This window comes from Streptomyces sp. NPDC052109 (genome assembly GCF_040680195.1).
In the GTDB taxonomy this organism is placed as follows: domain Bacteria; phylum Actinomycetota; class Actinomycetes; order Streptomycetales; family Streptomycetaceae; genus Streptomyces.
In genome coordinates this window covers 1-26,792 of sequence record NZ_JBFAWF010000025.1, presented here as the reverse complement: position 1 = coordinate 26,792, position 26,792 = coordinate 1, and the positions used below count along the sequence as shown (strand labels likewise).

Genomic DNA, 26,792 nt, shown 5'->3' with positions numbered 1-26,792 from the left:
CCCGGGCCACGCCGGTCGTCAGACCTCAGAGCCGTCTTCGCGTCAGACCCAGGTATTACGGGGCCCTAAGGGACGCCCTGCCAGGGGCACCCCGAGTTGTCCCCAGCCTGCAGGCCCGCCTATTGACGCCGACTCTAACAACTGTCACATTCACCAGTGTCAAGTTACGGACGAGTACGGCGGTCCACAGACGAGTCGGCGGGTCGGCGGGACGGACCCACGCCACGACGGGACGGGGCGGCATGACGACGGCAGTGAGCAGCGAACTCCCCGTGGAGTTGCGGGGGTTCAGGCGGGTGCAGCGCCTCGCCTACGAGTGCGCGGAGGCGGTCGCGGCGCGGCTGGAGCCGGGCGTCACCGAGCGCGAGGCGGCGCGGATGCAGCGGGAGTGGCTGCGCGAGCGCGGGGTGCGGGACTGGTTCCATCTGCCCTTCGCCTGGTTCGGCGACCGCACGGCGTTCGTGAACTTCCGCGTCCCGCTGCAGTTCTTCCCCACCGACCGCGCACTCGAGCCCGGGATGCCGTTCATCCTGGACATGGCGCCGGTGTACGAGGGATACACGGCGGACATCGGCTACTCCGGCTCGCTCGGCCTCAACCCGGTGCAGGACCGGCTGATGGCCGACCTGGAGGCACACCGGGAGCTGATCCTGCGCGAGGTGCGCGAGCGCCGGCCGCTGCGCGAGATCTACGGGGACGTGGACCGGCTCATGGTCCGCCAGGGCTACGCCAACCGGCATCGCGCGTACCCGTTCGGTGTGATCGCCCACAAGGTGGACCGCGTGAAGCAGCACCGCTTCTCCCCCCACCTGTTCGGGTTCGGTACGCAGTCGCTGAAGGGCCTGGCCGCCGACGCGCTGCACGGCCACCGCGAGGGCTGGTCGCCCCTGTGGTCCCCGTACCGCTTCTCCGACCACCCGCCGCAGCCGGGCCTGTGGGCGGTCGAACCACACCTCGGCTTCAGAGGTACGGGCGCGAAGTTCGAGGAGATCCTCGTGGTCACCGACTCGAAGGACCCCGAACAGAGCGCGTTCTGGCTGGACGACGCTCTGCCGCACGTGCGGCGCTGGGCGGAGGAGAAGTGACGGCGGGCGTGTCGGGAGGAGTGACGGCGGACGTGACGCTGAAGGGTGCGCGGGAGCGCCGCGTGGCGACCGGCGGAGTCGAGCTGTGTGTGGCCGAGCTGGGCGATCCGGAGCAGCCGACGGTGGTGCTGGTGCACGGCTACCCGGACAGCAAGGAGGTGTGGTCGGAGGTCGCCGTCCGCCTCGCCGACCGCTTCCACGTGGTCCTGTACGACGTGCGGGGCCACGGCCGCTCGACGGCGCCCAGGCCGCTGCGCGGCGGCTTCACCCTGCCCAAGCTCACCGACGACTTCCTGGCCGTCGTGGACGCGGTCAGCCCGGACCACCCGGTGCACCTGGTCGGACACGACTGGGGCTCGGTGCAGTCCTGGGAGTTCGTCACGGTGGGCCGCACGGAGGGCCGTATCGCCTCCTTCACCTCGATCTCCGGGCCGTCCCTGGACCACTTCGGGCACTGGATCAACGCGCGCGTGAAGCGTCCGACGCCCCGCCGGGTGGGTCAGCTCCTCGGCCAGGGCGCCAAGTCCTGGTACGTGTATCTGCTGCACGCCCCGCTCCTGCCGGAGTTGGCCTGGCGCGGCCCGCTCGGCAGGCGCTGGCCGAGGATCCTGGAGCGGGTCGAGAAGGTCCCCGGCGGTGACTACCCGACCTCTTCCCTGCCCTCCGACGCGGCGCACGGCGCCTGGCTGTACCGGGACAACGTTCGCGCCCGGCTGACCCGGCCACGCCCCGACGCGTACGCGCACGCTCCCGTGCAGCTCATCACGCCCCAGGGGGACGCGTTCCTCTCGGAGCGACTCTACGACGACCTCGATCAGTGGGTGCCCCGGCTGACCCGCCGCACGCTCCCGGCCAAGCACTGGGTCCCACGCACCCGGCCCGATCAACTCGTCTCCTGGATCGAGGAATTCATCATGTCCGTGGACGGCGGCCGTCCCGAGCCGAAGGCCACCGGCCGCCACGCCGACCGGTTCGGCGGGCAGTTGGCACTGATCACCGGGGCCGGCAGCGGCATCGGGCGGGCCACGGCGTTCGCGTTCGCGGAGGCCGGCGCGCGCGTGGTGGCCGTCGACCGCGACGCCGAGGCCGCCGCCCGCACCGCCGAGCTGTCCCGGCTGATCGGCGCACCCGAGGCCTGGGCGGAGACGGCCGACGTCTCCGACGAGCAGGCGATGGAGAAGCTCGCCGAGAAGGTGCACCGCGAGTACGGCGTGCTGGACGTGCTGGTCAACAACGCGGGCATCGGCCTGTCGGGCTCCTTCTTCGCCACCACGACCGAGGACTGGCGCAGGGTCCTGGACGTCAACCTGTGGGGCGTGATCCACGGTTGCCGGCTCTTCGGCGCACGGATGGCCGAGCGGGGCCAGGGCGGCCACATCGTCAACACCGCCTCGGCGGCCGCCTTCCAGCCCTCCCGGGCCCTGCCTGCCTACAGCACCTCGAAGGCGGCGGTCCTGATGCTCTCCGAGTGCCTGCGCGCCGAACTGGCCGGACAGGGCATCGGGGTCAGCGCGATATGTCCCGGCATCGTCAACACGAACATCACCGCCACGGCCCGCTTCACCGGCGTGGACGAGGCGGAGGAGCGCCGCCGCCGGAAGAGCGCGGCCCGCCTGTACGGACTGCGCAACTACCCACCGGAGAAGGTGGCCGAGGCCGTCCTGGACGCGGTGGTCCGCAACAGGGCGGTGGTACCGGTGACTCCGGAGGCCAGGGGCGCCCACCTGCTGTCACGTTTCCTGCCGGGGGCGTTGCGGGGTTTGGCGCGAGTGGAACCGAAGGTCTGAGGCCGGCCTGGCGCGTGCCGCAGGGCTCGCGGTACACGCCTCGGAGCTCGCGGTGGATGCCGTAGGACTTGCGGTACGCGCCGCAGGGCTCGCGGTGCGTGGCCGGATGCGGGTGCGTGGTGCGCTGGTCGCACAGTTCCCGGTGCCCCTCAGCGTGCTGCGGTCCTGGCGGCTTGCGGGCACCGCCGCTGCGGGCCGTGGTGCTGCGGGGGAGGCGTCCACCCGGCAGCGGCCATCACACCCGCACAACCGCGGGCCGTCGGGCCGCCGCGGCGGCACGGGCGGGCGCAGTGGCACCCGCCGCCGCGGGCAAGCGTCCCAGCCGTGCCCGGCCCGGCCCCACCGCCGGTCACCGGCCAAGGGACCCGAACATGAGGGCCCCCCGGCCCAGAAGACCTACCACGTCGAAGACCTGGCCCACGAAACCCGCACCACCGTGAGAACCATCCGCGCCAACCAGGACCGCGGCCTCCTCCCCCGCCCCGAACGCCAGGGCCGCGCGAACCTCTGCTCCGAGGCGCACGTCACGCGGCTCCACCAGATCGCTCACCTCCTCGACCGTGGCTACACCCTGGCCTCGATCAAGGAATTGCGGACGCCTGGGACACCGGCCGCGCCTGGGCGGCGTCCTCGGTCTGGTCACCGAGGTGGAGAGGCCGTGGACGGGCGAGCGCCCCGACCGAGTCACCCGCGCCGAACCGGCCGCCCGCTTCGACGGCACCTGACGACGACGCCGTGACCGAGGCGGTCGGACTCGGCGTGCTGGAGCGGATCGAGGGCGAGGCCGACACGTTTCTCGTACGGAGCCCCCAAGAGCCTTCCGCAGGCGTCGAGTTGCACACCGCCGGAGTGACACTGCCCGCGATCTCCGGTCGTCTGCGGGAGTTGAGGAGACGGGTCGAGCACATCGCCGTCCACTTCCCGGAGTTCACCACCGAGTATGTCTTCGCCCGCTGTCTGGAAGACCCCGAGCGCGTACGGACGCCCACGCGACAGAGCGGCGTCACTCGTGTGCCGTCTGCGACCCGTGGCCGGGCAGACGACGGACGCCTAACCGGCCCCTGTGATGGGCTCGTTGGCGACTCGGCACCTGCGCACACATCTGGGCGCCGAGAAGCCGCCACAGGAGCTACCCGTCGATCGTTCTGCCACACTTCCCGCGGAAACGATCTCCGCTGTGGAACGCCTTGTTGGACCTGGGCACGTTTCCGATCTCATCAACCTCGCGACCCAACGCATGGCCAGGACACGCGCCTTGGACCAGCTCACCTCAGTCTCCTGTCCCGGTCCCGAAGTTCACGAATCACCTTGATCAGGACCTCACTTGTCCACAGGTTCGCCAATTTCCCTGTGGATAACCACAGTTGGTTGTGGATCAAACCTGCCGAGAAAAAAACCTGCGTGATCCACATCTCTCCCGCACCCTGGACGCATGAACGAACGGAACGAAGAGAGACGCACCGTGACGGTGTCCAAGTACCTCTCGAAACACCTGCGCCACCAGCCGGAACGCATCGGGCTCACCTTGGACCCGGGCGGCTGGGTGGAGATCGACACGCTGATCGCCGCGGCCGCCGCCCACGGCTTCCGGTTCACGCGTGAGGAACTGGACCACGTGGTGGCCGCCAACGACAAACAGCGCTTCGCGATCGAGGGTGACCGGATCCGCGCCAGCCAGGGCCACAGCATCGAGATCGATCTCGGCCTCCCCCCGGCGACCCCGCCGCCGTACCTCTACCACGGGACCGTCGCCCGCCACCTGGACGCGATCCGGGCGGAGGGCCTGAGGCCCATGAACCGGCACGACGTCCACCTCTCCGCCGACCGCGAGACCGCCACCCGCGTCGGGGCCCGCCGCGGCCGCCCCGTGGTGCTCACTGTCGGCGCCGGCTCCATGCACCGCGACGGCCACGTCTTCCGTGTCAGCGCGAACGGCGTGTGGCTGACCCAGACCGTACCGCCGCGTTACCTGTGGTTCCCCGGTCGCCGCTGACACCGGGCGCCCGGCAGCGGTCATGATCGGTGGCATGGACCACGCGAACGAGCACTTGCCGACCACCGAGGCCGCCGTGACAGCGCTGCGCGCCCTCGCCGCCCGCTACGCGCTCGAGATCGAGGTGACCCACGACATCGGCGCCGACCAGACCTCCCGCCGCAGCGCCGCGGGCATCGGCGTGACCACCGACCCCGGCGGCTCCCTGCCGCACGAGGCGTACGTCGAGTTCGGCGGCGTACCCCGGGTGAGCGTGCGCCTCTACCCGGAGGACGACGCGCTGATCACCGTCGAGGGCATCGAGTGCCCGGACATCCTCCGCGACGACGTACCGGCCTTCCTCCGCTCCGTCTTCGAGGGCCTCGCCCACGTGAAGGCGCGCCGCTTCCCACCCGGCTACCGCCTGGTCGTCCCGCTGCCCGGCGACCGCACGCACAAGGAGTACGTCCCGATGGCCCTGCTCAGTCCGTGGCTGAGCAGCCGCGTACAGTGACCGTTTGGTCGGTCGTCAGTGGGTCCGCTTACTCTCGGACGCATGAGTCTGCGTCTGAGCACCGTGATCCTGCCGTACCGCCGCTGGAGCGAGGGCGGCCGTTCGGCCTGGGTGCGGGCCGAACAGCTCGGCTTCCACACCGCGTACACGTACGACCACCTGTCCTGGCGCAGTTTCCGCGACGGCCCGTGGTTCGGCGCGGTCCCGACGCTGACCGCCGCCGCTGCCGCCACCGAGCGGCTGCGCCTCGGCACGCTGGTGACCTCGCCGAACTTCCGGCACCCGGTGACCCTCGCCAAGGAGCTCATCTCCCTCGACGACATCTCCGGCGGCCGGATCACCCTCGGCATCGGCGCCGGCGGCACCGGCTTCGACGCCACCGCGCTCGGCCAGGAGCCCTGGAGCCCGCGCGAGCGCGCCGACCGGTTGGCGGAGTTCGTTCCGCTGCTGGACCGGCTGCTGACCGAGGACGCGGTGTCGTCCGAGGGCCGCTTCTACTCGGCACACGAGGCCCGGAACATTCCGGGCTGTGTGCAGCGGCCCCGGTTGCCGTTCGCGGTGGCGGCCACCGGCCCGCGTGGCCTCAGGCTGGCCGCCCGGCACGGCCAGGCATGGGTGACCACGGGCGACCCGAAACTGTACGAGACCGGCACTCCGGAACAGTCCGTCGAGGCCCTGCGCGGGCAGGTCGCCAAGCTGGCCGAGGCATGCGCGGACGCCGGGCGGGACGTGGCCGGCCTGGACAAGGTCCTGCTCACGGGCTTCACCCCGGACCGCGCCCGGCCGCTTCGGTCCCTGGACGCCTTCGTGGACTTCGCCGGCCGGCACCAGGAGCTGGGCTTCACCGAGATCGTGATCCACTGGCCCATCCCGGACTCCGACTTCGCCGCGGACGAGAAGGTCTTCGAGCAGATCGCCATGGAGGCCGCCGCCCAGCTGGGCTGACACGGCTGCCGCGGGGCTGACCGGGGCCGCGGCGGGCTGACCGGGGCCGCGGCGGGCTGACCGGGGCCGCGGCGGGCTGACCGGGGCACCGTGGGAGTGAGCGTCATCTGTGTCTCATCTGTGCGCAGTTCCGCACGACCGTGCGGGCATATGCGCGAGAATGGCCGGGTGACCTCTGCGACCAGACAGCCCGGGACCCCGTCCGCCGCCGTACGGCCGCGGCTGATCGCCACCGACCTCGACGGCACCCTGCTGCGCGACGACAAGTCGGTCTCCCCGCGCACGGTCGCCGCGCTGGCCGCCGCGGAGGAGGCGGGCATCGAGGTCTTCTTCGTCACCGGCCGCCCAGCCCGCTGGATGGACGTCGTCAGCGACCATGTCCACGGCCACGGCCTGGCGATCTGCGGCAACGGCGCGGCCGTGGTCGACCTGCACGGCGGCCCCGGCGCCCACCGGTTCGTGAAGGTGCGCGAACTGGCCCGGGAAAACGCCCTCGACGCCGTACGGCTGCTGCGCGAGGCGGCACCCGGCACGGTGTTCGCAGTCGAGCAGACCTACGGCTTCCACCAGGAACCGGACTATCCCAAGCTGCACATGGAGATACCGGACAACCTCCTGCCCGCCGAGCGGCTCCTCGCCCCCGAGGGCCCCGACGCCCACCAGCCCGTGCTCAAGATCCTCGCCTACCACCCTGATCTCGACCCGGACGCCTTCCTCACCCTCGCCCGGATCGCGATCCGGGACCGCGCCAACGTCACCCGCTCCAGCCCCAGCGCCCTCCTGGAACTGAGCGGCCCCGACGTCTCCAAGGCCAGCACTCTCGCCCTGTGCTGCGCCGAGCGCGGTATCTCCCACGAGGAAGTGGTCGCCTTCGGCGACATGCCCAACGACGTCGAGATGCTGACCTGGGCCGGCCAGTCGTACGCGATGGGCAACGCCCACCCGGACGTCGTCGCCGCCGCGTCGGGCCGCACTGTCGCCAACAACGAGGACGGGGTCGCGGTCGTCATCGAGCAACTGCTCGCCGAACACTGCTGAATCACCGCACCTGCTCCTGGTACGGCGCCTGCGATCCGACTGCCCCGCCGAGCGGCTCGCACGGCACCGCGACGAACCCGCTCGCCGCATACCGTGCCGGTCCGTTCGGCGGCGGTATCGCAGATCCGGTGCAGCGTGGAGTGCAGCAGCTCCAGCCCGCTGTCACCGCCTGCAGCGGCGGCACCGGTCGCCGAAACCGGAGCCGAGAGCCAGAGTGCCGGTCACCGCGCAACCACCAGCGACTCCGCCGCCGCCTCCCGCCGGGCCAGCGCGCGCAGCGGCCCGTCCACCGCGAGGAGTTCCGCGTACGTACCCCGCTGCACCACCTGGCCCGCGTCGAGCACCACCACCTCGTCCACCGCCTCAAGACCCGCCAGCCGATGAGTGATCAACAGCGTCGTACGGCCCTGAGTGGCCGCCAGCAGATCGGCGGTCAGCGCGTCGGCCGTCGGCAGGTCCAGATGCTCGGCGGGCTCGTCGAGGACCAGGACGGGGAAGTCCGCCAGCAGGGCACGGGCCAGGGCGAGTCGTTGCCGCTGACCGCCCGACAGGCGCGCCCCGTGCTCGCCGACGAGCGTGTCCAGGCCGTCGGGGAGCCCGTCCACCCAGTCCAGCAGCCGGGCCCGGTCCAGCGCCCGGCGCAGCTCGGCCTCGGTGGCGTCCTTCCTGGCCAGCAGCACGTTCTCGCGCACCGAACTGTCGAAGAGATGCGCGTCCTGCGCACACAGTCCGACGAGCCGCCGTACGTCGTCGCCGGCCAGGGCGCAGGCGTCCACACCGGCGAGGGTGTACGAGCCCTGCTGCGGGTCGAGGAAGCGCAGCAGTACCTGCGCAAGGGTCGTCTTCCCGGAGCCGGACGCCCCGACCACCGCGATCCGTCGCCCTTCCTGCAGGGTGAGGTCGAAGCCGGCCAGCGCCTCCCGCTGCTGCCCCTCGTACCGCGCGGCCAGCCCCTTGACCACCACCGGGAACGGAGAGGCGGACGCCTGCCGGGGCCGCTCGGGCTCGCACACGGGCTCCGGAGCGTCGAGCACCTCGTAGACACGCTCCGCACTCCGCCGCACCCGCTGCCGATGGCGCACGGCCAGCGGCAGCCCCAGTACGGCCTCGAAGGCGGCCAGCGGAGTGAGGACGACCACGGCCATCGCCACGCCGCCCAGCCGGCCCACGGCCACCGCCTGAGCACCGAGCAGTGCGGTCGCCGTGACGGTCAGGCCGGAGATCAGCGCGGCGAGCCCGTCGCCGAGTGCGGTCACGGCGGCGGCGCGCGAGGCGATCCGGGTGAGGGCGCCGTCGGCTCGCCGGGCCGCGTCCCTGCGTGCGGGCAGTGCACCGGCGACGGTCAGCTCGGCGGTGCCGGTGAGCAGGTCGGCGACGCGGGTGGCGAGGGCGCCGCGGGCGGGGGCCAGCCGGCGCTCGGTCCGCCGGGCCACGCTCGCGGTGACGAGCGGCACGCCGACGCCGGCCGCCACGAGTCCCGCCGCGAGGGCGGCGCCGGCCTCGGGCAGCAGCCAGGCCGTGAAGCCGACGGAGGCCACGGAGACGAGAACGGCGACCGACGCGGGCAGCAGCCAGCGCAGCCAGTAGTCCTGGAGTTCGTCGACGTCCGCTACCAGGCGGGTGAGCAGATCACCGCGCCGGGCGGTCCGCAGCCCGGCCGGAGCCAACCGCTCCAGACGCCGGTAGACCGCGACCCGGGTGTCGGCCAGCATCCGCAGCACGGCGTCGTGCGACACCAGTCGCTCGGCATACCGGAAGACGGCCCGCCCGATCCCGAACGCCCGCGTGGCCGTCACCGCCACCATCAGATACAGCACCGGCGGTTGCTGCGACGCCCGCGAGATGAGCCACCCGGACGTGGCCATCAGCCCGACGGCGCTACCCAGCGCAAGGCTCCCGAGCAGCAGCGCCAGCACCAGCCGTTCCCGCCGGGGCCCGGCCAACGCACGAACCCGCCCGAGCACACGCCGGCCCCGAGCCGACACCGCACCCGCGGCTGCGCCTTCCAGCCCACGCGAGGGGGAGCCCTGCGAGCCGTCTTTGGACCGATCGAGGCCGGGGGCCGAGGGGCCACTTTCCAGCCGTGCGAGTTCGGGAGCCGAAAGGCCACCTTCCAGCTCACCGAGTGGGGTGGCGGGTGGGCGGTCCAAGGCGCGCAGCCCCCTGGGAGGTTCACGGTCGGACCGGCCGGCGACCGGCTCCGCGGCCTCCAGCCGCACCACCCGATCGGCAACCTCCAGCAACGCCGGACGGTGCACCACCAGCAACACCGTCCGCCCGGCAGCCAGCCTCCGGACCGCTGCCACGACCTCCGCCTCCGTCGCCCCGTCCAGCGCAGCCGTCGGCTCATCCAGCAACAGCACAGGCCGGTCGGCGAGAAAGGCCCGGGCCAGCGCCAACCGCTGCCGCTGCCCCGCAGACAACCCGGCCCCGTCCTCTCCGAGCACGGTCCCTACCCCGTCGGGCAACGAGTCCACGAACTCCAGCGCCCCGGCGTCCCGCAGCGCCCGGCGTACGGCGAGGTCGTCCGCGTCGGGCCGGGCCAGCCGTACGTTCTCCGCGATGGTCGCGGCATACAGGTGCGGCCGCTGCGGCACCCACGCGATCCGCGACCGCCAGTCCTCCACATCGAGGTCCACGAGATCGGCTCCCCCGATCCGCACTCGGCCCTCCATCGGCCGTACAAAGCCGAGCAGTGCGTTCAGCAGCGTCGACTTGCCCGCCCCGCTCGGCCCGACCAACGCGACCGTCTCACCGGGCTCCACGGTGAACGACACATCCGCCACGGCGTCCGCGGACCGGCCGGGATAGCGGACGGTGACCCCGTCGAAGGTCACCGCGCCCGAGGGGACCGCACCGGTACCGGACGCCGGAACAGGCGTCTGCAGCACCGTGAAGATCTCCTCAGCGGCAGCAAGCCCTTCGGCCGCCGCGTGGTACTGCGCACCGACCTGCCGCAGGGGCAGATACGCCTCGGGCGCCAGCACCAGGATCACGAGACCGATGTACAGATCCATGTCGCCGCGCACGAGCCGCATCCCGATCGTCACCGCGACCAGGGCGACCGACAACGTGGCGAGCAGTTCCAGCGCGAAGGAGGACAGGAAGGCGATCCGCAGGGTCCGCAGCGTGGCCTGCCGGTACTCGCCGGTGATCCGCCGGATGGATTCGGCCTGGGCCTTGGCGCGGCCGAAGACCTTCAGCGTGGGCAGTCCGGCGACCACGTCCAGGAAGTGTCCGGACAGCCGGGACAACAGCCGCCACTGCCGGTCCATCCGGGACTGCGTCGCCCAGCCGATCAGCATCATGAAGAGCGGAATGAGGGGCAGAGTGCCGACGATGATCGCCGCCGACACCCAGTCCTCGGTGACGATCCGCGCCAGCACCGCCACCGGTACCACTACCGCGAGCCCCAACTGCGGCAGATAGCGCGAGAAGTAGTCGTCAAGGGCGTCGACCCCGCGCGTAGCCAGAGTGACCAGCGATCCGGTGCGCTGCCCCGCGAGCCACCCCGGACCGAGCGCCGTCGCCCGGTCCAGGAGGCGTCCCCGCAGTTCGGACTTCACCGCCGCACCCGCCCGATGGGCCGCGAGTTCGGTGAGCCACGCGATGACGGAACGGCCCACGGCCACGGCCGCCAACAACAGCAGAGGAGTGCGCAGTTCGGCAAGGGACTGCCCATGCTGGAACGCGCCGACGACGACCTCGGCGATGAGCATCGCCTGGGCGATGACCAGCCCGGCACCGACGGCGCCCAGGCCGACGACCACCACGAGGAAGAGACGGGTGGTGCGGGCGTACTTCAGCAGGCGTGGATCAATTGGTTTCACGTGAAACGTGCCCTTCGGTCCAGAGGGGATGTTTCACGTGAAACACACCCTCGACGGACTCAGTGCGCGGCGCCGGCCGCAGCATCGGGAGCGAGGTGCTGCGTGCCGATCCGCTTGCGGAACACCCAGTAGGTCCAGCCCTGGTAGAGCAGCACCAGCGGCGTGGCGATGGCCGCCAGCCACGTCATGATCTTCAGGGTGTAGGGGCTCGATGAGGCGTTGGTGACCGTGAGGCTCCAGTCCCCGTTGAGCGTGGACGGCATGACGTTCGGGAAGAGCGACAGGAACAGCATCGCCACGGCGGCGACGATGGTGACGCCGGACAGCGCGAACGCCCATCCCTCGCGCCCGAACTGGTTGGCGACCAGAGCGGCCACCAGGGCGACGACCGCCACGACGAGGGCCACCAGACTCTTGCCGTCTCCGCTGTGAGCCTGAGTCCACAGCAGGAAGCCGAGCGCTACGACGGCCGTGACAAGCCCGACCCTCAGCGCCAGCGCCCGGGCCCGCACCCGGATGTCCCCCACGGTCTTGAGCGCGGTGAAGACCGCCCCGTGGAAGGTGAACAGCGTGAGCGTCACCAGACCGCCGAGCAGGGCATATGGGTTGAACAGGTCCCAGACGCTGCCGACGTACTCGAAGTGCTGGTCGATCTTCACGCCCCGCACGATGTTCCCGAAGGCCACGCCCCACAGGAACGCCGGGATCAGCGAGGTCCAGAAGATCGCGGTCTCCCAGTTGCGCTGCCAGTTCTCCTCGGGGCGCTTCGCCCGGTACTCGAAGGCGACGCCCCGGACGATCAGGCAGACCAGGATGATCAGCAGCGGCAGGTAGAAGCCGGAGAAGAGGGTGGCGTACCAGTCCGGGAACGCGGCGAAGGTCGCGCCACCGGCCGTGAGCAGCCACACCTCGTTGCCGTCCCAGACGGGCCCGATGGTGTTGATCAGCACCCGCCGTTCCGGCCGGTTGCGGGCCAGGAGCTTGGTGAGGATGCCGACCCCGAAGTCGAACCCCTCCAGGAAGAAGTAGCCGGTCCACAGGACGGCGATCAGGACGAACCAGACGTCGTGAAGTTGCATGACTGTTCCCCCGGCCTAGTACGAGAAGGCCATCGGCTTGTCGGCGTCACGGGTGTCGCCGCCGATCTTCGTGGGTGGGTTGAGGTCGGCCTCGGTCAGCTCGGGCGGGCCGGCCTTGGCGTACTTCGCGAGCAGCTTGACCTCGACCACGGCCAGGATCGCGTACAGCGCCGTGAAGGTGATCATCGAGGTGAGGACCTCGCCCTGGGAGACACCGGGGGAGACGGCGTGCCGGGTCTGCAGGACACCGTAGACGGCCCACGGCTGACGGCCCGTCTCGGTGAAGATCCAGCCCCAGGAGTTGGCGATCAACGGGAAGGCCAGCGTCCAGGTCGCGATGCGCCAGTACCAGGGCGTCAGCTTCGGACTCAGCGCCGTGTTCTTGAACAGCACCAGATGCGGCACCTCGTCCTCGCCGACCCGCAGATGCTGCGACAGCATGAACTTCTTGCGGGTCAGCCACAGCCCGGCCAGGCCGATGGCGAAGGAGGCCATGCCGAAGCCGATCATCCAGCGGAAGCCCCAGAAGGCGACCGGGATGTTGGGCCGGTAGTCGCCCGGCCCGAACTTCTGCTGCTCGGCCTTGTTGACGTCGTTGATGCCAGGGACGTACGAGCTGAAGTCGTCGTTGGCGAGGAAGGACAGCAGGCCGGGTATCTCGATGGCCACGGTGTTGTGCCCCTTCTCCACGTCGCCGTAGGCGAAGATCGAGAAGGGTGCCGGCTTCTGTCCGTCCCACAGGGCCTCGGCGGCCGCCATCTTCATCGGCTGCTGCTTGAACATGACCTTGCCGAGGGTGTCGCCGCTGATCGCGGTGAGCAGACCGGCGATGACCACGGTGACCAGGCCAAGCCGCAGCGAGGTCTTCATCTCGCGGATGTGCTTCTTGCGGGCCAGGTGGTAGGCGGCGATGCCCACCATGAAGGCGCCGCCGGTCAGGAAGGCCGCCGACAGGGTGTGGAAGGCCTGGCTGAGCGCAGTGTTCTGGGTCAGCACGGCCCAGAAGTCGGTCAGCTCGGCGCGACCCCTCGCCTTGTCGATCTTGTAGCCGACCGGGTGCTGCATCCACGAGTTGGCCGCGAGGATGAAGTACGCCGACAGGATCGTGCCGATCGAGACCATCCAGATGCAGGCCAGGTGGATCTTCTTGGGCAGCTTGTCCCAGCCGAAGATCCACAGGCCGATGAAGGTGGACTCGAAGAAGAACGCGATCAGCGCCTCGAAGGCGAGCGGCGCACCGAAGATGTCACCGACGAAGCGCGAATAGTCGGACCAGTTCATGCCGAACTGGAACTCCTGCACGATGCCGGTGACCACGCCCATGGCTATGTTGATCAGGAAGAGCTTGCCCCAGAACTTCGTCGCCCTGAGGTACTTCTCCTTCTCCGTGCGCACCCAGGCCGTCTGCAGCCCGGCCGTGAGCGCGGCCAGGGAGATGGTCAACGGGACGAACAGGAAGTGGTAGACGGTGGTGATGCCGAACTGCCAGCGCGCCAGTGTCTCCGGCGCCAGAGCCAGGTCCACGTCGTCACTCTCCTCACTACGCCGTGGTACAGCGGCGGTTTGCCCCGTTTCGCTGCACGCATACGGAGCAATCGGGACGCGCTTGTGAACGCGTTCACATTCACAAGCTATTATGACGCACTGATTTTCGGCAATCCACGGGGGGTCCCCCCTTCGCCTTCGCGTCAAGACCTTGGCAGCGACTTCAACATCTTGTTGAATTGCGCGCCATGCAGATACGCATCTCCTGGCCTGCGGGCCACATCACCGCGACCCTCGACGCAGCCACAACGACAGCACGGGCCTTGGCCAAGGCACTGCCGCTCGCCTCCAGCGCCTGCACATGGGGCGAAGAAGTCTATTTCGACACAGGAGTCTCTGTTTCACGTGAAACGGATGCCCGCCAGGTCGTGAAGCCGGGCACGGTGGCCTTCTGGACGGACGGAGACGCCCTGGCCCTTCCCTATGGCCCGACACCGATCTCGCAAGGCGACGAATGCCGCCTCGCAAGCCCATGCAACATCCTCGGCAACGTGGACGGGGACGCCGGCGCCCTGGCGACCGTGCGAGCCGGCGACCCCATCCGCGTGGAACTGATCAACGAGTAGAGCTACAGCTCCTTGTGGAACGCCTCCGCCACCTTCAGGAAGATGTCGTTCGCCTCGGTCTCGCCGACCGTCACCCGCACACCCTCGCCCGGGAACGGTCGTACCACCACACCGTGCTGCTCACAGGCCCGAGCGAACGCCAGCGTGCGCTCCCCCAGCCGAAGCCAGACGAAGTTCGCCTGCGTCTCCGGAACCGTCCAGCCCTGGGCGCGCAGCGCGTCGACCACGCGCGTGCGCTCGCACACCAGTGACCCCACCCGGCCGAGCAGCTCGTCCTCGGCCCGTAGCGAGGCGACCGCCGCTTCCTGCGCGAGCTGGCTGACACCGAAGGGCACCGCCGTCTTGCGCAGTGCCGCCGCGACCGGCTCATGGGCGATCGCGAAGCCGACACGGAGCCCGGCGAGCCCGTATGCCTTGGAGAAGGTGCGCAGGACGCAGACGTTGGGCCGGTTCCGGTACAGCACGACGCCGTCCGGCACCTCGGGGTCGCGGATGAACTCGCGGTAGGCCTCGTCCAGCACCACCAGGACATCTCCGGGCACCCGGTCGAGGAACCGCTCCAACTCGGCCCGCCGCACCACCGTGCCGGTCGGGTTGTTGGGGTTGCAGACGAAGATCAGACGCGTCCGGTCGGTGATCGCGTCCGCCATCGCGTCCAGGTCGTGCACATCGCCAGACGTGAGCGGCACCTGCACCGACCGGGCGCCGCTGATCTGCGTGATGATCGGGTACGCCTCGAAGGACCGCCAGGCGTAGATCACCTCGTCGCCGGGTCCACTGGTGGCCTGAATCAGCTGCTGGGCGACGCCCACGGAGCCGGTACCGGTGGCCAGGTGGGAGACCGGGACGCCGAAGCGCTCCGACAACTCGTCCATCAGCCCGGTACACGCCATGTCCGGGTAGCGGTTGAAGTTGCAGGCGGCCGCCGTCACGGTCTCCATCACGCCGGGCAGCGGCGGGTAGGGGTTCTCGTTGGAGGACAGCTTGTAGGCGACCGGCCCGTCGGCCGCGGCAGGCTTGCCCGGCTTGTAGGTGGGGATACCCTCCAGCTCGGCGCGCAGCTTCGGGCTCGTCTCGCTCACCGCAGTCCTCCTCGCGATCACCGGCGCACCGTCGACACCGCCGGCTTCCAATGCTCCTCACCTTATGAGGATTCGGCCCCGGTGCGTACAGGTGGCGAGCCTGCAATGTGCGAACACCTCCGGCCCGGCGCCATCACCGGCATCGTCGTACGAAGGCGTACGTTTCAGGGGGCGCGCCGTACATATATCTATGCGCCGGTGGCTCGCGCCGTGGCGCGCGTCCCCCATGCAGGTGAGTTGAGACCTCTTCGAGACATCGGGCACTTGGCAGGTTCATACGCGTCACTACGCCACGTCCTGCTGCAGGATCGTTCAACTTCCTTTATTTCTAAGGCAGTTGAGCATGAGTGACCATGCAGAAACGTGCCTGTCAACGCGTGCATATGCGTCCGCACTACCCCACCACATGAGCCCTACTATCGGCTCGCCATGACAGCAGCAGGGAAGCACCAGGTGAGCCGCGCGGAAACCTCACGGCGAGGCAGCCGGCCGGGCCGGGCGGGCATCAGAGACGTGGCCGCCGCCGCCGGGGTCTCCATCACGACCGTCTCCGACGCCCTCAACGGCAAGGGCCGGCTCCCGGATGCCACCCGGCGCCATGTCCGCGAGGTCGCCGACCGGCTCGGGTACCGCCCCTCGGCCGCCGCCCGCACGCTCCGTACCGGCAAGTCGGGTCTGATCGGCCTGACCGTGACGACGTACGGGGATGAACCTTTCACCTTCACGGAGTTCGCGTACTTCGCCGAGATGGCTCGGGCGGCCACCTCGGCCGCGCTCGCCCGCGGCTACGCCCTCGTCATCCTGCCCGCCACCTCCCGCCACGACGTGTGGTCCAACGTCGCGCTCGATGGCACCGTTGTCATCGACCCCTCCGACCAGGACCCGGTGGTCAGCGAGCTGGTCCGGCAAGGCCTGCCGGTCGTCTCCGACGGCCGGCCGGCCGGCTCGCTGCCGGTCACCGCCTGGGTCGACAACGACCACGAGGCCGCCGTCCTCGGCATCCTCGACCATCTCGCCGACGCCGGCGCCCGCCGCATCGGCCTGCTGACGGGCACGACGACGGACACGTACACCCATCTGTCGACCACCGCCTACCTGCGTTGGTGCGAGCGGGTCGGCCAGGATCCGGTCTACGAGGCCTACCCGGCGCACGACCCGTGCGCGGGCGCCGTCGCCGCCGACCGGCTGCTAGCCCGGCCCGACCGGCCCGACGCGGTCTACGGCCTGTTCGACCCCAATGGCACCGACCTGCTGGCCGCCGCCCGCCGCTACGGGCTCCGCGTCCCCGACGACCTGCTGCTCGTGTGCTGCAGCGAGTCCATGGTGTACGCCAGCACCGAACCGCCCATCAGCACGCTCTCACTCAAGCCCCGCCGCATCGGCACCGCGGTGGTCCAGCTCCTCATCGACGCGATCGAGGGCGTGGAGTCGGACCAGCCGGTCGAGCAGGTGATACCGACCGAGCTGATCGTGCGCACCTCCTCCCAGCGGCGCCCGCCGCGCACGACCGTCAGCCCCCCGCGGACTCCGGACGAGAAATAGCGCCAGAAAGCGGGGCGCTCACCCCGCTGCGTGCACCGCCCGGTGGAGGGGGAGCGGCGGGCCGGTGGCCGGCGGGCAGGGGTTCGGTCGGCGCGGAGCCGGCCGAACCCCTGCCCAAACGGGGCGAAAGCCGCAGTGAACTGGAGTCTTGTTCCGATTCACCACCCCTGGGTCATCACACGGCGCGACGCGCGTTCCTATGATGGGCCCACGACACCGCGGACCGCTGCGACCAGGCAGTCCGAAGCGGTGCAGATGCGGCGCGATGGTGGAGGGGTCTGATGACTCAGGGGGCCGGTCAGGGACCCGAAGTGGAGCGGACGGCGACGCTGCGCGACTTCCGGGTACCGGCGTACGTCCACGAGACCGGTCCGTACGTCCGCACCGCCCACCCGGGCGACACCGCACCGCCCACCGACGAGGCGTACCCCGACGGCTACACGCCCACCCAGCGCGACCTGCCCGTCGTCAACCGGACGGAGACCCCGCAGGTCCCCGTCGACCCGGCACCCGCCGCCCCGGCCGCGCAGCCCGCGACCGGCCCCGGACCGCTGTTCGTCGTCGGAGACGTGCACGGGTACCTCGACGAACTGGTGACCGCCCTGCAGGAACAAGGGCTGATCGACGCCTCGGGTCAGTGGTGCGCCGGCACCACCCGGCTGTGGTTCCTCGGCGACTTCACCGACCGGGGACCCGACGGCATCGGCGTCATCGACCTCGTGATGCGGCTGTCCGCCGAGGCCGCCGCGGCGGGCGGCTACTGCAAGGCCCTCATGGGCAACCACGAACTGCTGCTGCTCGGCGCCAAGCGGTTCGGCGACACCCCCGTCAACTCCGGCGCGGGCACCGCCACCTTCCAGGCGGCCTGGCTGCTCAACGGCGGCCAGAAGACCGACATGGACCGTCTCCAGGACCACCATCTGCAGTGGATGGCCCGCCTCGACGCCGTCGAGGCGGTCGACGGCTATCTGCTCGTCCACTCGGACACCACCGCCTACCTCGACTACGGCGACTCCATCGAGGCGGTCAACGACACCGTCCGTGAGACCCTCACCCGCAACGACGCGGACGAGTGCTGGGATCTGTTCCGCAAGTTCACCAAGCGCTTCTCCTTCCGTGACGAGGGCGGCGCCGACGCCGTACGCTCCCTGCTCGATACGTACGGCGGCACCCGTGTCGTTCACGGCCACAGCCCGATTCCCTACCTCCTCGGCGAGGTCGGCTCCGAGGACGGCGAGGAGGGCACCGGCCCCGTCGTGGACGGACCGCACGTCTACGCCGACGGGCTCGCCATCGCGATGGACGGCGGGGTGACCATGGCCGGAAAGCTACTGGTCCGCCAACTGCCTCTGACTACCTGACCGTTCCCCGGGCAGGCGTCCCCCGGCGGAGTACACGCAGGCCGGAGGGCAATTTCCGGCAACCCCCTGTCACCGTGCGCCGTCACGGCTCTACCATCGGCTTATCCGTAGCAGGCTCCCCTCCGTTTCTGCCCGACGGCTCGCCGGCGTGCGAGCCCCAAGCCCTACGGAGCATCGGGGGATGCACATGAACAGCGTTCCGCAGCACCTGCTGAGCGAGGACCGCCAGGAATTCGAGCGGCTCCTCGATGAGGCGCTGCGCTCCGCACCACACCGACCGGAACTGGCCGCTGTCGGACAGCGGCTCAATCCCGAGCAACTGCGCACCATGGCGCTCAACGCCACCGCACTGATAACCCCCGCGGCCGCGGCCGAATACCAGCACTACGTGAAGGTCCGCGAAGAACTGCGACACCCGGCGATGGCCCCCTCCGCAGCCGGCGACTCCGCTGTCGTGGACGGGAGTTCGGCCCCGCCCGGGCTCGTCACCACCCTCGGCGAGGCGGCCGAGGGTACCGGTGCGGGCGCCATCGCGGTCATCGCGGTACTGGCTCCCCTCCTTTCCGGAATCGCCGCGGCGATCTTTCTTCTCGTCGGCTACATCCTGAAGAGCCTGAGTCCCGGACAGGCCTTCGCCCAGACCATGCTCACCGCCGGCTGGGTGTTCGGCGCGGTGACCGCGGCCACCGTCCTCCTTGCCGCGGTCGGACTGCTCCTCACCGCCCTGCGCAACGGCAGCTCGCCACAGGCCGAGGCGCTGGACGCGGCGCACCGGGAGCTGGACAGCGCCAGAGAGGCCTGGCGCCGGGCCCTGCTGGAGCGGGGCATTCTGCCGTTCCTGACGGAAGCGCTCGCCGAGCCGGGACCGGCGACCGTCCACCACACGACCCCACCCGCCCCACGCGGCCGCATGCCCCGGCTGGGATACGACCGCCCCGGTTTCAGCAGCCCGGACGACGGCACCGCGTCCGGCCGGCCGAGCTTCACCAGCCCCGACTACACGAGCCCGGACTTCGGCGGCCCGGAGCACCAGCCGGACTAGTCCGGTTCCGCACCTCGCCACGCCGGCCGAGGCAGCAGTCGGCCGGCGGAAGGCAGACCCCGACCCCGGCCGCCGCGAACTCCTTCGACTTCTGGACCGGCCCCTCCGCGGCCGGCTCGAGGGAAGGACCAGAAGTCGAAGAGCGCTCCGCCATCCAAGCGGCCCCCGGCAAAGGCGTGGACGATGTGAGCCACCCGCCGCCCCGGCAACGGCCGCAGGGACCAGGGACGCAACGGCCCCGGATCCTCCTGACGACGGGCGGCCCGTACCCCGAGCAGCTCACATTTCCGGTGGCACGGACCGCCGTGGGTGGACTCAGTCGGCGATCGGCAGGTACACCCGGTTCCCCGCCTCGGCGAACTCCTTCGACTTCTGGAGCATCCCCTCAGCGATCTCCTCGGGTGACGCCCCCTCAGCCGCCGCACCACCGAACCGCTCCGTGATGCTTTGGCTGATCTTCATGCTGCAGAACTTCGGCCCGCACATGGAGCAGAAGTGGGCCGTCTTGGCGGGCTCGGCCGGCAGGGTCTCGTCGTGGAACTCCCGTGCCGTGTCAGGGTCCAGGGCGAGGTTGAACTGGTCCTCCCACCGGAACTCGAAGCGGGCGTCCGACAGCGCGTCGTCCCACTCCTGCGCACCCGGGTGCCCCTTGGCGAGATCGGCCGCGTGTGCGGCGATCTTGTACGTGATGACGCCGGTCTTGACGTCGTCCCGGTTGGGCAGACCCAGGTGCTCCTTGGGCGTGACGTAGCAGAGCATCGCCGTGCCCCACCAGGCGATCATCGCGGCGCCGATGCCGGAGGTGATGTGGTCGTAGGCCGGCGCGATGTCTGTGGTCAGCGGGCCGAGCGTATAGAACGGAGCTTCATCGCAGATCTCCTGCTGAAGGTCGATGTTCTCCTTGATCTTGTGCATCGGGACGTGCCCGGGGCCCTCGATCATCGTCTGAACGTTGAAACGCCTGGCGATCCGGTTGAGTTCCCCAAGAGTTCGCAGTTCCGCGAACTGTGCCTCGTCGTTGGCGTCCGCGATCGATCCCGGCCTGAGGCCGTCGCCCAGCGAGTACGTGACGTCGTAGGCGGCGAGGATCTCGCACAGTTCCTCGAAGTTCTCGTACAGGAACGACTCCTTGTGGTGCGCCAGGCACCACGCGGCCATGATCGAGCCGCCGCGGGAGACGATGCCGGTCTTCCGGTTGGCGGTGAGCGGGACGTACGGCAGGCGGACGCCCGCGTGGACGGTCATGTAGTCCACGCCCTGCTCGGCCTGCTCGATGACCGTGTCCTTGTAGATCTCCCACGTCAGTTCCTCGGCCCTGCCGTCGACCTTCTCCAGGGCCTGGTAGAGCGGCACGGTGCCGATGGGGACGGGCGAGTTGCGCAGCACCCACTCGCGGGTCGTGTGGATGTTGCGGCCGGTGGACAGGTCCATGACCGTGTCGGCACCCCAGCGGGTCGCCCAGGTCATCTTCTCCACCTCCTCCTCGATGGAGGAGGTCACCGCGGAGTTGCCGATGTTGGCGTTGACCTTCACCAGGAACCGCTTGCCGATGATCATCGGCTCGATCTCCGGGTGGTTGACGTTGGCCGGCAGCACCGCGCGGCCCGCCGCGATCTCCTCCCGGACCACCTCGGGAGAGACGTTCTCCCGGATGGCCACGTACTCCATCTCCGGAGTGATCTCGCCCCGGCGGGCGTACGTGAGCTGCGTCACCGCCTCGCCACCGCGCCCCCGCCGCGGCTGGCGAGGCCGTCCCGGGAAGACCGCGTCCAGGTTGCGCAGGCCGCCGCGCGGCGAGGTGTGCTTGATCCCGTCGTCCTCGGGACGGACGGGGCGGCCCGCGTACTCCTCGGTGTCGCCGCGGGCGATGATCCAGTTCTCCCGCAGCGGCGGCAGGCCCCTGCGGACATCAGTGTCGACGAGTGGATCGGTGTACGGGCCCGACGTGTCGTAGAGCGTGACCGACTGCCCGTTGGTGAGGTGCACCTGACGGACCGGCACGCGCAGGTCGGGGCGTGAACCCTCGACGTACGCCTTGTGCCATCCGATGGACTTCCCGGCCTCCTGGGACTTGTCGTCCTGAACGGAGGCAGGCGTGCGTGTGTCCTTGTTGGTCATGAGACCTACTCCCTACGCCGGCATTACCCGGTAACAGGTTCGGCGGTCGACGCAGCGGTTTCCGTCTGCGACGTCTCCTGCGGAACATCGCCTGTTCCACGTGAAACATCGCGTGTACGGAGGTCAGCGCCCTCTCAGCCCGGTGCTCCGAGCTCCCGCGTGTGCAAAGGTGCTTCCACGCTAGCGCCATATGTGGCGCGGTGAACAGTGGGCCCCCTGCCGTTGTTGGAATGATCGGGCGGTGACCAGGATGGAGCAGTATCCGTATCGACCGGCCGAGCCGCATCACCGAGGTGCCTCGGAGCAAGTCGCCGGACAGGACTGTCCGCCTCCCGGTGACCACGCGAACGGCACCGGAAGGGGCGGGCCTCACGACGACCACGCGCAGGATCAGGGCCACGGGAACGGCCGTCGGGCTCACTCGCACGGCCACGGTGGGCACAGCCACAGCCACGGACCCGCCGCGCCGGTCTCCCGGCACCTGCGCAAGGTCATCGCCGCGATCCTGGTGCCCTTCACCGCGGCAGTCGTCGTCGGTCTGCTGGTGCTCTGGCCCGGAGGAGCCCCGCCTCACAAGCGCACCGGTGTCGGCTTCGACCGGGAGACGCAGCAGGCCACGGTCACCAGGGTCATCGAGGTCAGCTGCGCGTCGGTGAACGCCTCCGGTGGCGCCGCGGGCGGTGACGCCTCCTCCTCCGAGGGCACCTCGGAGGGACAGCAGGCCAAGGGAACCTGCAAGAAGGCGACCGTGCAGATCGACACCGGCAAGGACACGGGCCGTACGTTCACCGAGATCGTGCAGCCTGACCAGCCCCGGCAACTGCACCAGGGCGAGAAGGTCGTGGTCGCCTACGAACCCTCGGCGCCGAAGGACCTGCAGTACTCGGTGGCCGATGTGAACCGGAAGTTCCCCATGACGCTGCTCGCGGGGATCTTCGCGCTCGCCGTCGTGATGGTGGGCAGGCTGCGCGGCGTCATGGCGCTCGTCGCACTGGCCGTGAGTTTCCTGGTGCTGACCCTGTTCATCCTGCCCGCGATCCTCCAGGGGTCGAACCCGCTGCTCGTGGCGGTGGTCGGGGCGAGCGCCATCATGCTGATCGCTCTGTACATGTGCCACGGTCTGTCGGCCCGCACATCGGTGGCGGTGCTCGGCACCCTGGTCTCCCTGTCCCTGATCGGCATGCTCGGCTCCCAGTTCATCGGCTGGGCCGCCCTGACCGGCAACACGGACGACAACACCGGCCTGATCCACGGTCTTTATCCGAACATCGACATGAGCGGTCTGCTTCTGGCGGGCGTCATCATCGGCTCGCTCGGCGTCCTGGACGATGTGACCGTGACACAGACGTCGGCCGTGTGGGAGCTGCACGAGGCCAATCCGTCGATGGGCTGGCGCGGCCTGTACCGGGCGGGCATCCGCATCGGCCGCGACCACATCGCCTCCGTGGTCAACACCCTCGTCCTCGCCTACGCAGGTGCCGCACTGCCGTTGCTGCTGCTGTTCTCCATCGCGCAGAGCGGGGTGGGCACGGTCGCCAACAGCGAGCTGGTGGCCGAGGAGATCGTGCGCACGCTGGTCGGCTCGATCGGCCTGGTCGCCTCGGTCCCTGTCACCACCGCGCTCGCCGCCCTGGTGGTCTCGGCCGACCGCCCCGGGGTGGGCAGCCCGGCACCGGCCGGTGCACAGCTCCCCCCGGCACGCGGCGGCCGGGGGCGACGCCGCAAACGGTAGGGCCCACCGAACCGGTGTGGGACGCGGCGATCGACCCGCCGGGGCACGTGTCGGCGGCTGTGAGCCGGATCGGCTCGAGTGCCGACCGTGGTGGGCGGGCTGGGCCCGCGCCGGACGCCGGACCGCTACCCCCGGTCGCCACGCAGAAGCGTTCCTGCAGGGTTCGGTGCGGCACGGCGGAGCGTCGGCGCTCCATGCCGTAACGCTTCATCCGGCGCTCTGCTCTTCGGCCAGGATGCGGTCCAGGGCCTCGTCCAGATGGGCGTCGAAGTCGGCCAGCGCGCCCTCCTGCCCGAGCGGCACGAGCTTGTCCGTACGGTCCAGGAAGGCCACCAGGGGCGGCGCAGAGGAGCGGAACAGCGCCTGGTCGCTGCCGACCTGAAGCCGGATCAGCACCTCGCCCAGCACCTCGGCATCGGCAGGAGCGATGTGCACGTCCCCCTCCCCGCATGGCCGGCCGACGCCGTCGATCAGCAGTTCACGGCCGAACGCCCAGGTCACCGGGGCATCACCGGGCAGATGGAAGGTGAGCCGGACGGCATAGGGATCATTGGTCTCGTAGCGCAACTCCACCGGGATGCGGAAGGAGAGCTCCTCCGACACGAGAAAGCTCATCATGACGTCTGCCTGTACGGACTCGCGCATTGTCTACCCCGTCATATGACATCGACTGGCCGGGTTTGATCCCTCTCACCGTGGGTCAAATCTTGCTGAAAGTACACGGCAGATCACAAGGAGTAAGTTTTCAGATACTGATAGAGAGCGCGAGCGTCCCCAGATGCCGCCCGATCTCGGTCTGCAGCCGATGAGCCGCGGGCAGCAGCCGGTCGCTCTGGTGGGCGGGCAGCGACATGGCCATCGTCGCCACCGTGGTGCCCACCGTGATCGGGATCGCCGCGCAGACCGTGCCCAACGCGTACTCCTGACGTTCGACCACCGGCCCCGTGCGCGGCATCCGGGCCAGCCGCCGCAACAGGGCGTCGTTGTCTCGCACGCTGTACGGCGTGATGGACTGCACCGGATAGCGGGCGAGATGGTCGCGGCGGGCGTCCTCGTCCAGCTGGGAGAGCAGGCACTGCCCGATGGCGTGCGCATGACCGGTCTCGCGGAAGTCGGCCCACTCCTCGACCGCCGGCGCCTCCGGGGAGTCGGAGACGCACATGACCTCGATCTCGCCGTCCCTGTACATCGCGTAGTACACCGGCACACCGATGGAATCACGCCAATGGGCGAGCGTGGCCGCCACCTCGCTGCGACGTTTCTGCTGCGCTCCACTGCTGCCCAGACGTTCGGCCGCGTCCCCGAGGAAGAACCGCCCTTTCTCCCGGCGCAGATAGCCCTCGTGCACCAGGGTGCGCAGCAGGTGATACGTCGTCGGGAGGGCGAGGCCGGTCTCGCGGGCGAGCTGCTTGGCGGGGGCGCCGTAGCCGTGTGTGGCGACGGTCTCCAGCAGGCGCATGGCGCGCTGGACGGATCCGATGAGCGTCGTGGCGGCCGACGGAGCGGGGGCGTCGACGGGGAGCGGTTGTTCGGGGACCGCGATGGTCGGCGGCCGTTGGGCGGGGGGCGGGCAGGAGCACGAGGGGGTGGGGGGTGCGTGCGGTCCTGCCGGTGCGGTGTCAACCGTGGCCAAGGGTCACTCCCGGAGCGCGAGGGGCAGCCCGTGCGGAGGAAGAGCACGGAGGGGATCTGCGCCGCCCGCGGGGCCGGACCCCGCGGGAGTTCCGGACTCTAACCGTCCGCCGCCGCACCCAGACGGCCTCACGGGGAAACTTCCCTCCCCCGAGGGAAACCGGTGTTCACCTTGCCGGGAACGGGTGCGCCCGTCCCCGGTCACCGGTCCCCGTCTGCGTCACCAGTCGCTGCGCGAGGAGGAGTTCGACAGGAACTTGCGCACGATGTAGATGAGTCCGCCGACCAGGGCGACGAAGACCAGTGCCTTGAACAGCAGGCCGATCACGAACCCGACCACGGTCGCTATCAGGCCGCCGAACACCACCAGGGCGATGACCGGCACCGCGACCCACTTCACCCACCACGGCAGTCCCGCGAAGATCTCTCGCATCGCCCTCGTCCTTTGCGTTCTCGTACGGCTGTGTTCTCGTACGGCGTTGATGTCCTGCACTCGATGCTAGGGCCGACAGGTGGTCCCGCGGGGGCCTTGCGTCCCTTGTCCTCCCCTGACGCGTCCCCTAGGGAACCTCGGGGTCCCGAGTCACGCCTCGGGTGGAGAGAAGACGACGAGGACCCGCAGATCCTCGCTGATGTGGTGGAACTTGTGGGCGACCCCGGCCGGCACGTACACCACGCTGCCCCGCGCCACCTCGGTCGTCTCCAGTCCGACCGTGATCGACGCCCGGCCGCTCACGACGAAGTACACCTCGTCCTGGTTGTGGGGCTTCTGCGGATCGTGCTCGCCCGCGTTCAGGGCGTACAGGCCGACGGACATGTTCCGCTCCCGCAGGAACTGAAGGTAGGCCCCCTCGTTGGCGGCGCGCTCCGCCTCCAGTTCGTCCAGCCGGAATGCCTTCATCGCCGCTGTCGCCCTCGCCTCACTGCTTCGGTTCAATTCGGTCTGCCACGATCAGACACATGAAGAATTTCGTAGTCAAGACGATCGCCAACGCGGGCGCCCTGGCGGTCGCCGTTTGGTTGCTGGACAAGATCACCCTCACGGGTGACAACACGGCCAAGAAGGCCGGAACGCTGATCATCGTGGCGCTGATCTTCGGTCTGGTGAACTGGCTGGTCAAGCCCGTCGTCAAGGTGCTCACCTTCCCGTTGTTCATCTTGACCCTGGGCCTGATCACCCTGGTGGTGAACGCGCTGATGCTGCTGCTGACCTCCTGGGTGTGCGGCAAGCTCGACCTCAGCTTCCACGTGGAGGGCTTCTGGACGGCCGTCCTCGGCGGTCTGATCGTCTCCATCGTCTCCTGGGCGTTGCACGTCGTCCTGCCCGACGAGGACTGAGCGCACCATGGCCTACCGCGTCTGCTTCGTGTGCACGGGCAACATCTGCCGCTCCCCGATGGCCGAATCCGTCTTCCGCGCGCGTGTGACGGAGGCCGGTCTCGAGGACCGGGTGGAGGTTGACAGCGCCGGCACCGGCGGCTGGCACGAGGGCGAGCCCGCCGACCCGCGGACGGTCTCCGTCCTCGAGGAGCACGGATACGACAGCGATCACGTCGCGCGCCAGTTCCAGCCCTCGTGGTTCTCCCGCCTGGATCTCGTGATCGCCCTCGACACCGGCCACCTCAAGGCTCTGCGCCGCCTCGCGCCCACCGAGGACGACGCGCGCAAGGTCCGTCTCCTGCGCTCCTACGACCCCGCCGCCGGTGACGACCTCGACGTGCCGGATCCGTACTACGGACGCCGGGACGGCTTCCAGGAGTGTCTTGAGATGGTGGAGACGGCGAGCATCGGTCTGCTCGCCGCTGTACGCGAGCAACTGGAAGGACGGGCTGCCTAATGCTGATGTCAAGCGATGAGGCGGAGTTGGGGACGTCCTTCGTAGGGCTTGCGATCGCGGAGCATGGCGTAGACGACGTTGACGC

General features: G+C 69.9%; 22 protein-coding genes, 1 pseudogene and 1 riboswitch. Of the genes and pseudogenes, 14 read left to right on the top strand and 9 right to left on the bottom strand.

Features of this window, described 5'->3' with window-relative positions:
• Nucleotides 1–242: 242 nt before the first annotated feature.
• The 7 genes and pseudogenes from AB0L59_RS34885 (at nt 243) to AB0L59_RS34855 (ending at nt 7,341) form a co-directional block, all read left to right on the top strand.
• Complete coding sequence (locus AB0L59_RS34885; RefSeq protein WP_365590679.1) at nt 243–1,085, top strand: M24 family metallopeptidase; 843 nt, start codon at nt 243–245, stop codon at nt 1,083–1,085.
• Nucleotides 1,086–1,117: 32 nt separating this feature from the next.
• Nucleotides 1,118–2,872, top strand: a complete 1,755-nt coding sequence (locus AB0L59_RS34880; protein ID WP_365590678.1) for an SDR family oxidoreductase — start codon at nt 1,118–1,120, stop codon at nt 2,870–2,872.
• A 397-nt stretch (nt 2,873–3,269) separates the two neighbouring features.
• Nucleotides 3,270–4,184 (top strand): annotated as a pseudogene (locus AB0L59_RS34875) (MerR family transcriptional regulator); the annotation flags it as partial.
• Between the two features lie 120 nt (nt 4,185–4,304).
• A complete protein-coding gene (locus AB0L59_RS34870) occupies nt 4,305–4,865 on the top strand; it encodes an RNA 2'-phosphotransferase (RefSeq protein WP_365590677.1) in 561 nt (186 codons plus the stop codon).
• 22 nt (nt 4,866–4,887) lie between these two features.
• Complete coding sequence (locus AB0L59_RS34865; RefSeq protein ID WP_365590676.1) at nt 4,888–5,358, top strand: hypothetical protein; 471 nt, start codon at nt 4,888–4,890, stop codon at nt 5,356–5,358.
• A gap of 42 nt (nt 5,359–5,400) precedes the next feature.
• On the top strand, nt 5,401–6,303 hold the full coding sequence (locus AB0L59_RS34860) for an LLM class flavin-dependent oxidoreductase (RefSeq protein ID WP_365590675.1): 903 nt from the start codon (nt 5,401–5,403) through the stop codon (nt 6,301–6,303).
• A gap of 150 nt (nt 6,304–6,453) precedes the next feature.
• Nucleotides 6,454–7,341, top strand: a complete 888-nt coding sequence (locus AB0L59_RS34855; protein WP_365590674.1) for an HAD-IIB family hydrolase — start codon at nt 6,454–6,456, stop codon at nt 7,339–7,341.
• A 221-nt stretch (nt 7,342–7,562) separates the two neighbouring features.
• Here the strand turns inward: AB0L59_RS34855 and cydD are convergent, their stop codons facing one another.
• From cydD to AB0L59_RS34840, 3 genes are read right to left on the bottom strand one after another with little or no spacing between them, the layout of a single operon-like run.
• Nucleotides 7,563–11,171, bottom strand: a complete 3,609-nt coding sequence (gene cydD / locus AB0L59_RS34850) for a thiol reductant ABC exporter subunit CydD (protein ID WP_365590673.1) — start codon at nt 11,169–11,171, stop codon at nt 7,563–7,565.
• 59 nt (nt 11,172–11,230) lie between these two features.
• Nucleotides 11,231–12,250 carry a cytochrome d ubiquinol oxidase subunit II gene (gene cydB, locus AB0L59_RS34845; RefSeq protein WP_365590672.1) on the bottom strand — a complete coding sequence of 340 codons (1,020 nt, stop codon included), beginning with the start codon at nt 12,248–12,250 and terminating at the stop codon, nt 11,231–11,233.
• Nucleotides 12,251–12,265: 15 nt separating this feature from the next.
• Nucleotides 12,266–13,774, bottom strand: a complete 1,509-nt coding sequence (locus AB0L59_RS34840; RefSeq protein ID WP_365590671.1) for a cytochrome ubiquinol oxidase subunit I — start codon at nt 13,772–13,774, stop codon at nt 12,266–12,268.
• Nucleotides 13,775–13,983: 209 nt separating this feature from the next.
• Here AB0L59_RS34840 and AB0L59_RS34835 point away from each other — a divergent pair, with 209 nt between their 5' ends.
• On the top strand, nt 13,984–14,361 hold the full coding sequence (locus tag AB0L59_RS34835; protein WP_365590670.1) for a cyclophilin-like fold protein: 378 nt from the start codon (nt 13,984–13,986) through the stop codon (nt 14,359–14,361).
• Nucleotides 14,362–14,363: 2 nt separating this feature from the next.
• On the opposite strand, the gene hisC is transcribed toward AB0L59_RS34835, so the two are convergent.
• Nucleotides 14,364–15,443, bottom strand: a complete 1,080-nt coding sequence (hisC, locus tag AB0L59_RS34830) for a histidinol-phosphate transaminase (protein ID WP_365590669.1) — start codon at nt 15,441–15,443, stop codon at nt 14,364–14,366.
• 429 nt (nt 15,444–15,872) lie between these two features.
• Between hisC and AB0L59_RS34825 the strand changes: the two genes are divergently transcribed.
• The 3 genes from AB0L59_RS34825 to AB0L59_RS34815 all read left to right on the top strand — a co-directional run bounded on the left by AB0L59_RS34825 (nt 15,873) and on the right by AB0L59_RS34815 (nt 19,388).
• Nucleotides 15,873–16,985 (top strand): LacI family DNA-binding transcriptional regulator, encoded by a 1,113-nt coding sequence (locus tag AB0L59_RS34825; RefSeq protein ID WP_365590668.1) that lies wholly within the window; start codon nt 15,873–15,875, stop codon nt 16,983–16,985.
• A 281-nt stretch (nt 16,986–17,266) separates the two neighbouring features.
• Complete coding sequence (locus AB0L59_RS34820) at nt 17,267–18,346, top strand: metallophosphoesterase (protein WP_365590667.1); 1,080 nt, start codon at nt 17,267–17,269, stop codon at nt 18,344–18,346.
• 181 nt (nt 18,347–18,527) lie between these two features.
• Nucleotides 18,528–19,388, top strand: a complete 861-nt coding sequence (locus AB0L59_RS34815) for a hypothetical protein (protein ID WP_365590666.1) — start codon at nt 18,528–18,530, stop codon at nt 19,386–19,388.
• A gap of 315 nt (nt 19,389–19,703) precedes the next feature.
• Here AB0L59_RS34815 and thiC read toward each other — a convergent pair whose 3' ends face one another.
• The gene (gene thiC, locus AB0L59_RS34810; RefSeq protein ID WP_365590665.1) at nt 19,704–21,506 is read right to left on the bottom strand and encodes a phosphomethylpyrimidine synthase ThiC; all 1,803 of its coding nucleotides are present in this window, start codon (nt 21,504–21,506) and stop codon (nt 19,704–19,706) included.
• Nucleotides 21,499–21,675, bottom strand: a riboswitch (TPP riboswitch). Its footprint overlaps the gene before it by 8 nt.
• An 81-nt stretch (nt 21,676–21,756) precedes the next feature.
• On the opposite strand from thiC, the gene AB0L59_RS34805 reads away from it, so the two are divergent.
• Nucleotides 21,757–23,238: a YibE/F family protein gene (locus AB0L59_RS34805; RefSeq protein ID WP_365590766.1), complete on the top strand. Its 1,482-nt coding sequence runs from the start codon at nt 21,757–21,759 to the stop codon at nt 23,236–23,238.
• A gap of 207 nt (nt 23,239–23,445) precedes the next feature.
• On the opposite strand, the gene AB0L59_RS34800 is transcribed toward AB0L59_RS34805, so the two are convergent.
• The 4 genes from AB0L59_RS34800 to AB0L59_RS34785 all read right to left on the bottom strand — a co-directional run bounded on the left by AB0L59_RS34800 (nt 23,446) and on the right by AB0L59_RS34785 (nt 25,771).
• Nucleotides 23,446–23,883, bottom strand: a complete 438-nt coding sequence (locus AB0L59_RS34800) for an SsgA family sporulation/cell division regulator (protein ID WP_365590664.1) — start codon at nt 23,881–23,883, stop codon at nt 23,446–23,448.
• A 100-nt stretch (nt 23,884–23,983) separates the two neighbouring features.
• Complete coding sequence (locus AB0L59_RS34795) at nt 23,984–24,871, bottom strand: IclR family transcriptional regulator C-terminal domain-containing protein (RefSeq protein WP_365590663.1); 888 nt, start codon at nt 24,869–24,871, stop codon at nt 23,984–23,986.
• 219 nt (nt 24,872–25,090) lie between these two features.
• Entirely contained in the window at nt 25,091–25,303 is a 213-nt protein-coding gene (locus AB0L59_RS34790) for a DUF5326 family protein (protein ID WP_069779871.1), read from the bottom strand.
• A gap of 150 nt (nt 25,304–25,453) precedes the next feature.
• Complete coding sequence (locus AB0L59_RS34785; RefSeq protein WP_023548672.1) at nt 25,454–25,771, bottom strand: cupin domain-containing protein; 318 nt, start codon at nt 25,769–25,771, stop codon at nt 25,454–25,456.
• A 59-nt stretch (nt 25,772–25,830) separates the two neighbouring features.
• On the opposite strand from AB0L59_RS34785, the gene AB0L59_RS34780 reads away from it, so the two are divergent.
• Both AB0L59_RS34780 and AB0L59_RS34775 read left to right on the top strand, forming a co-directional pair.
• Nucleotides 25,831–26,208: a phage holin family protein gene (locus tag AB0L59_RS34780; RefSeq protein ID WP_365590662.1), complete on the top strand. Its 378-nt coding sequence runs from the start codon at nt 25,831–25,833 to the stop codon at nt 26,206–26,208.
• Between the two features lie 7 nt (nt 26,209–26,215).
• Nucleotides 26,216–26,707 carry a low molecular weight protein-tyrosine-phosphatase gene (locus tag AB0L59_RS34775; RefSeq protein WP_365590661.1) on the top strand — a complete coding sequence of 164 codons (492 nt, stop codon included), beginning with the start codon at nt 26,216–26,218 and terminating at the stop codon, nt 26,705–26,707.
• Nucleotides 26,708–26,792: the final 85 nt, after the last annotated feature.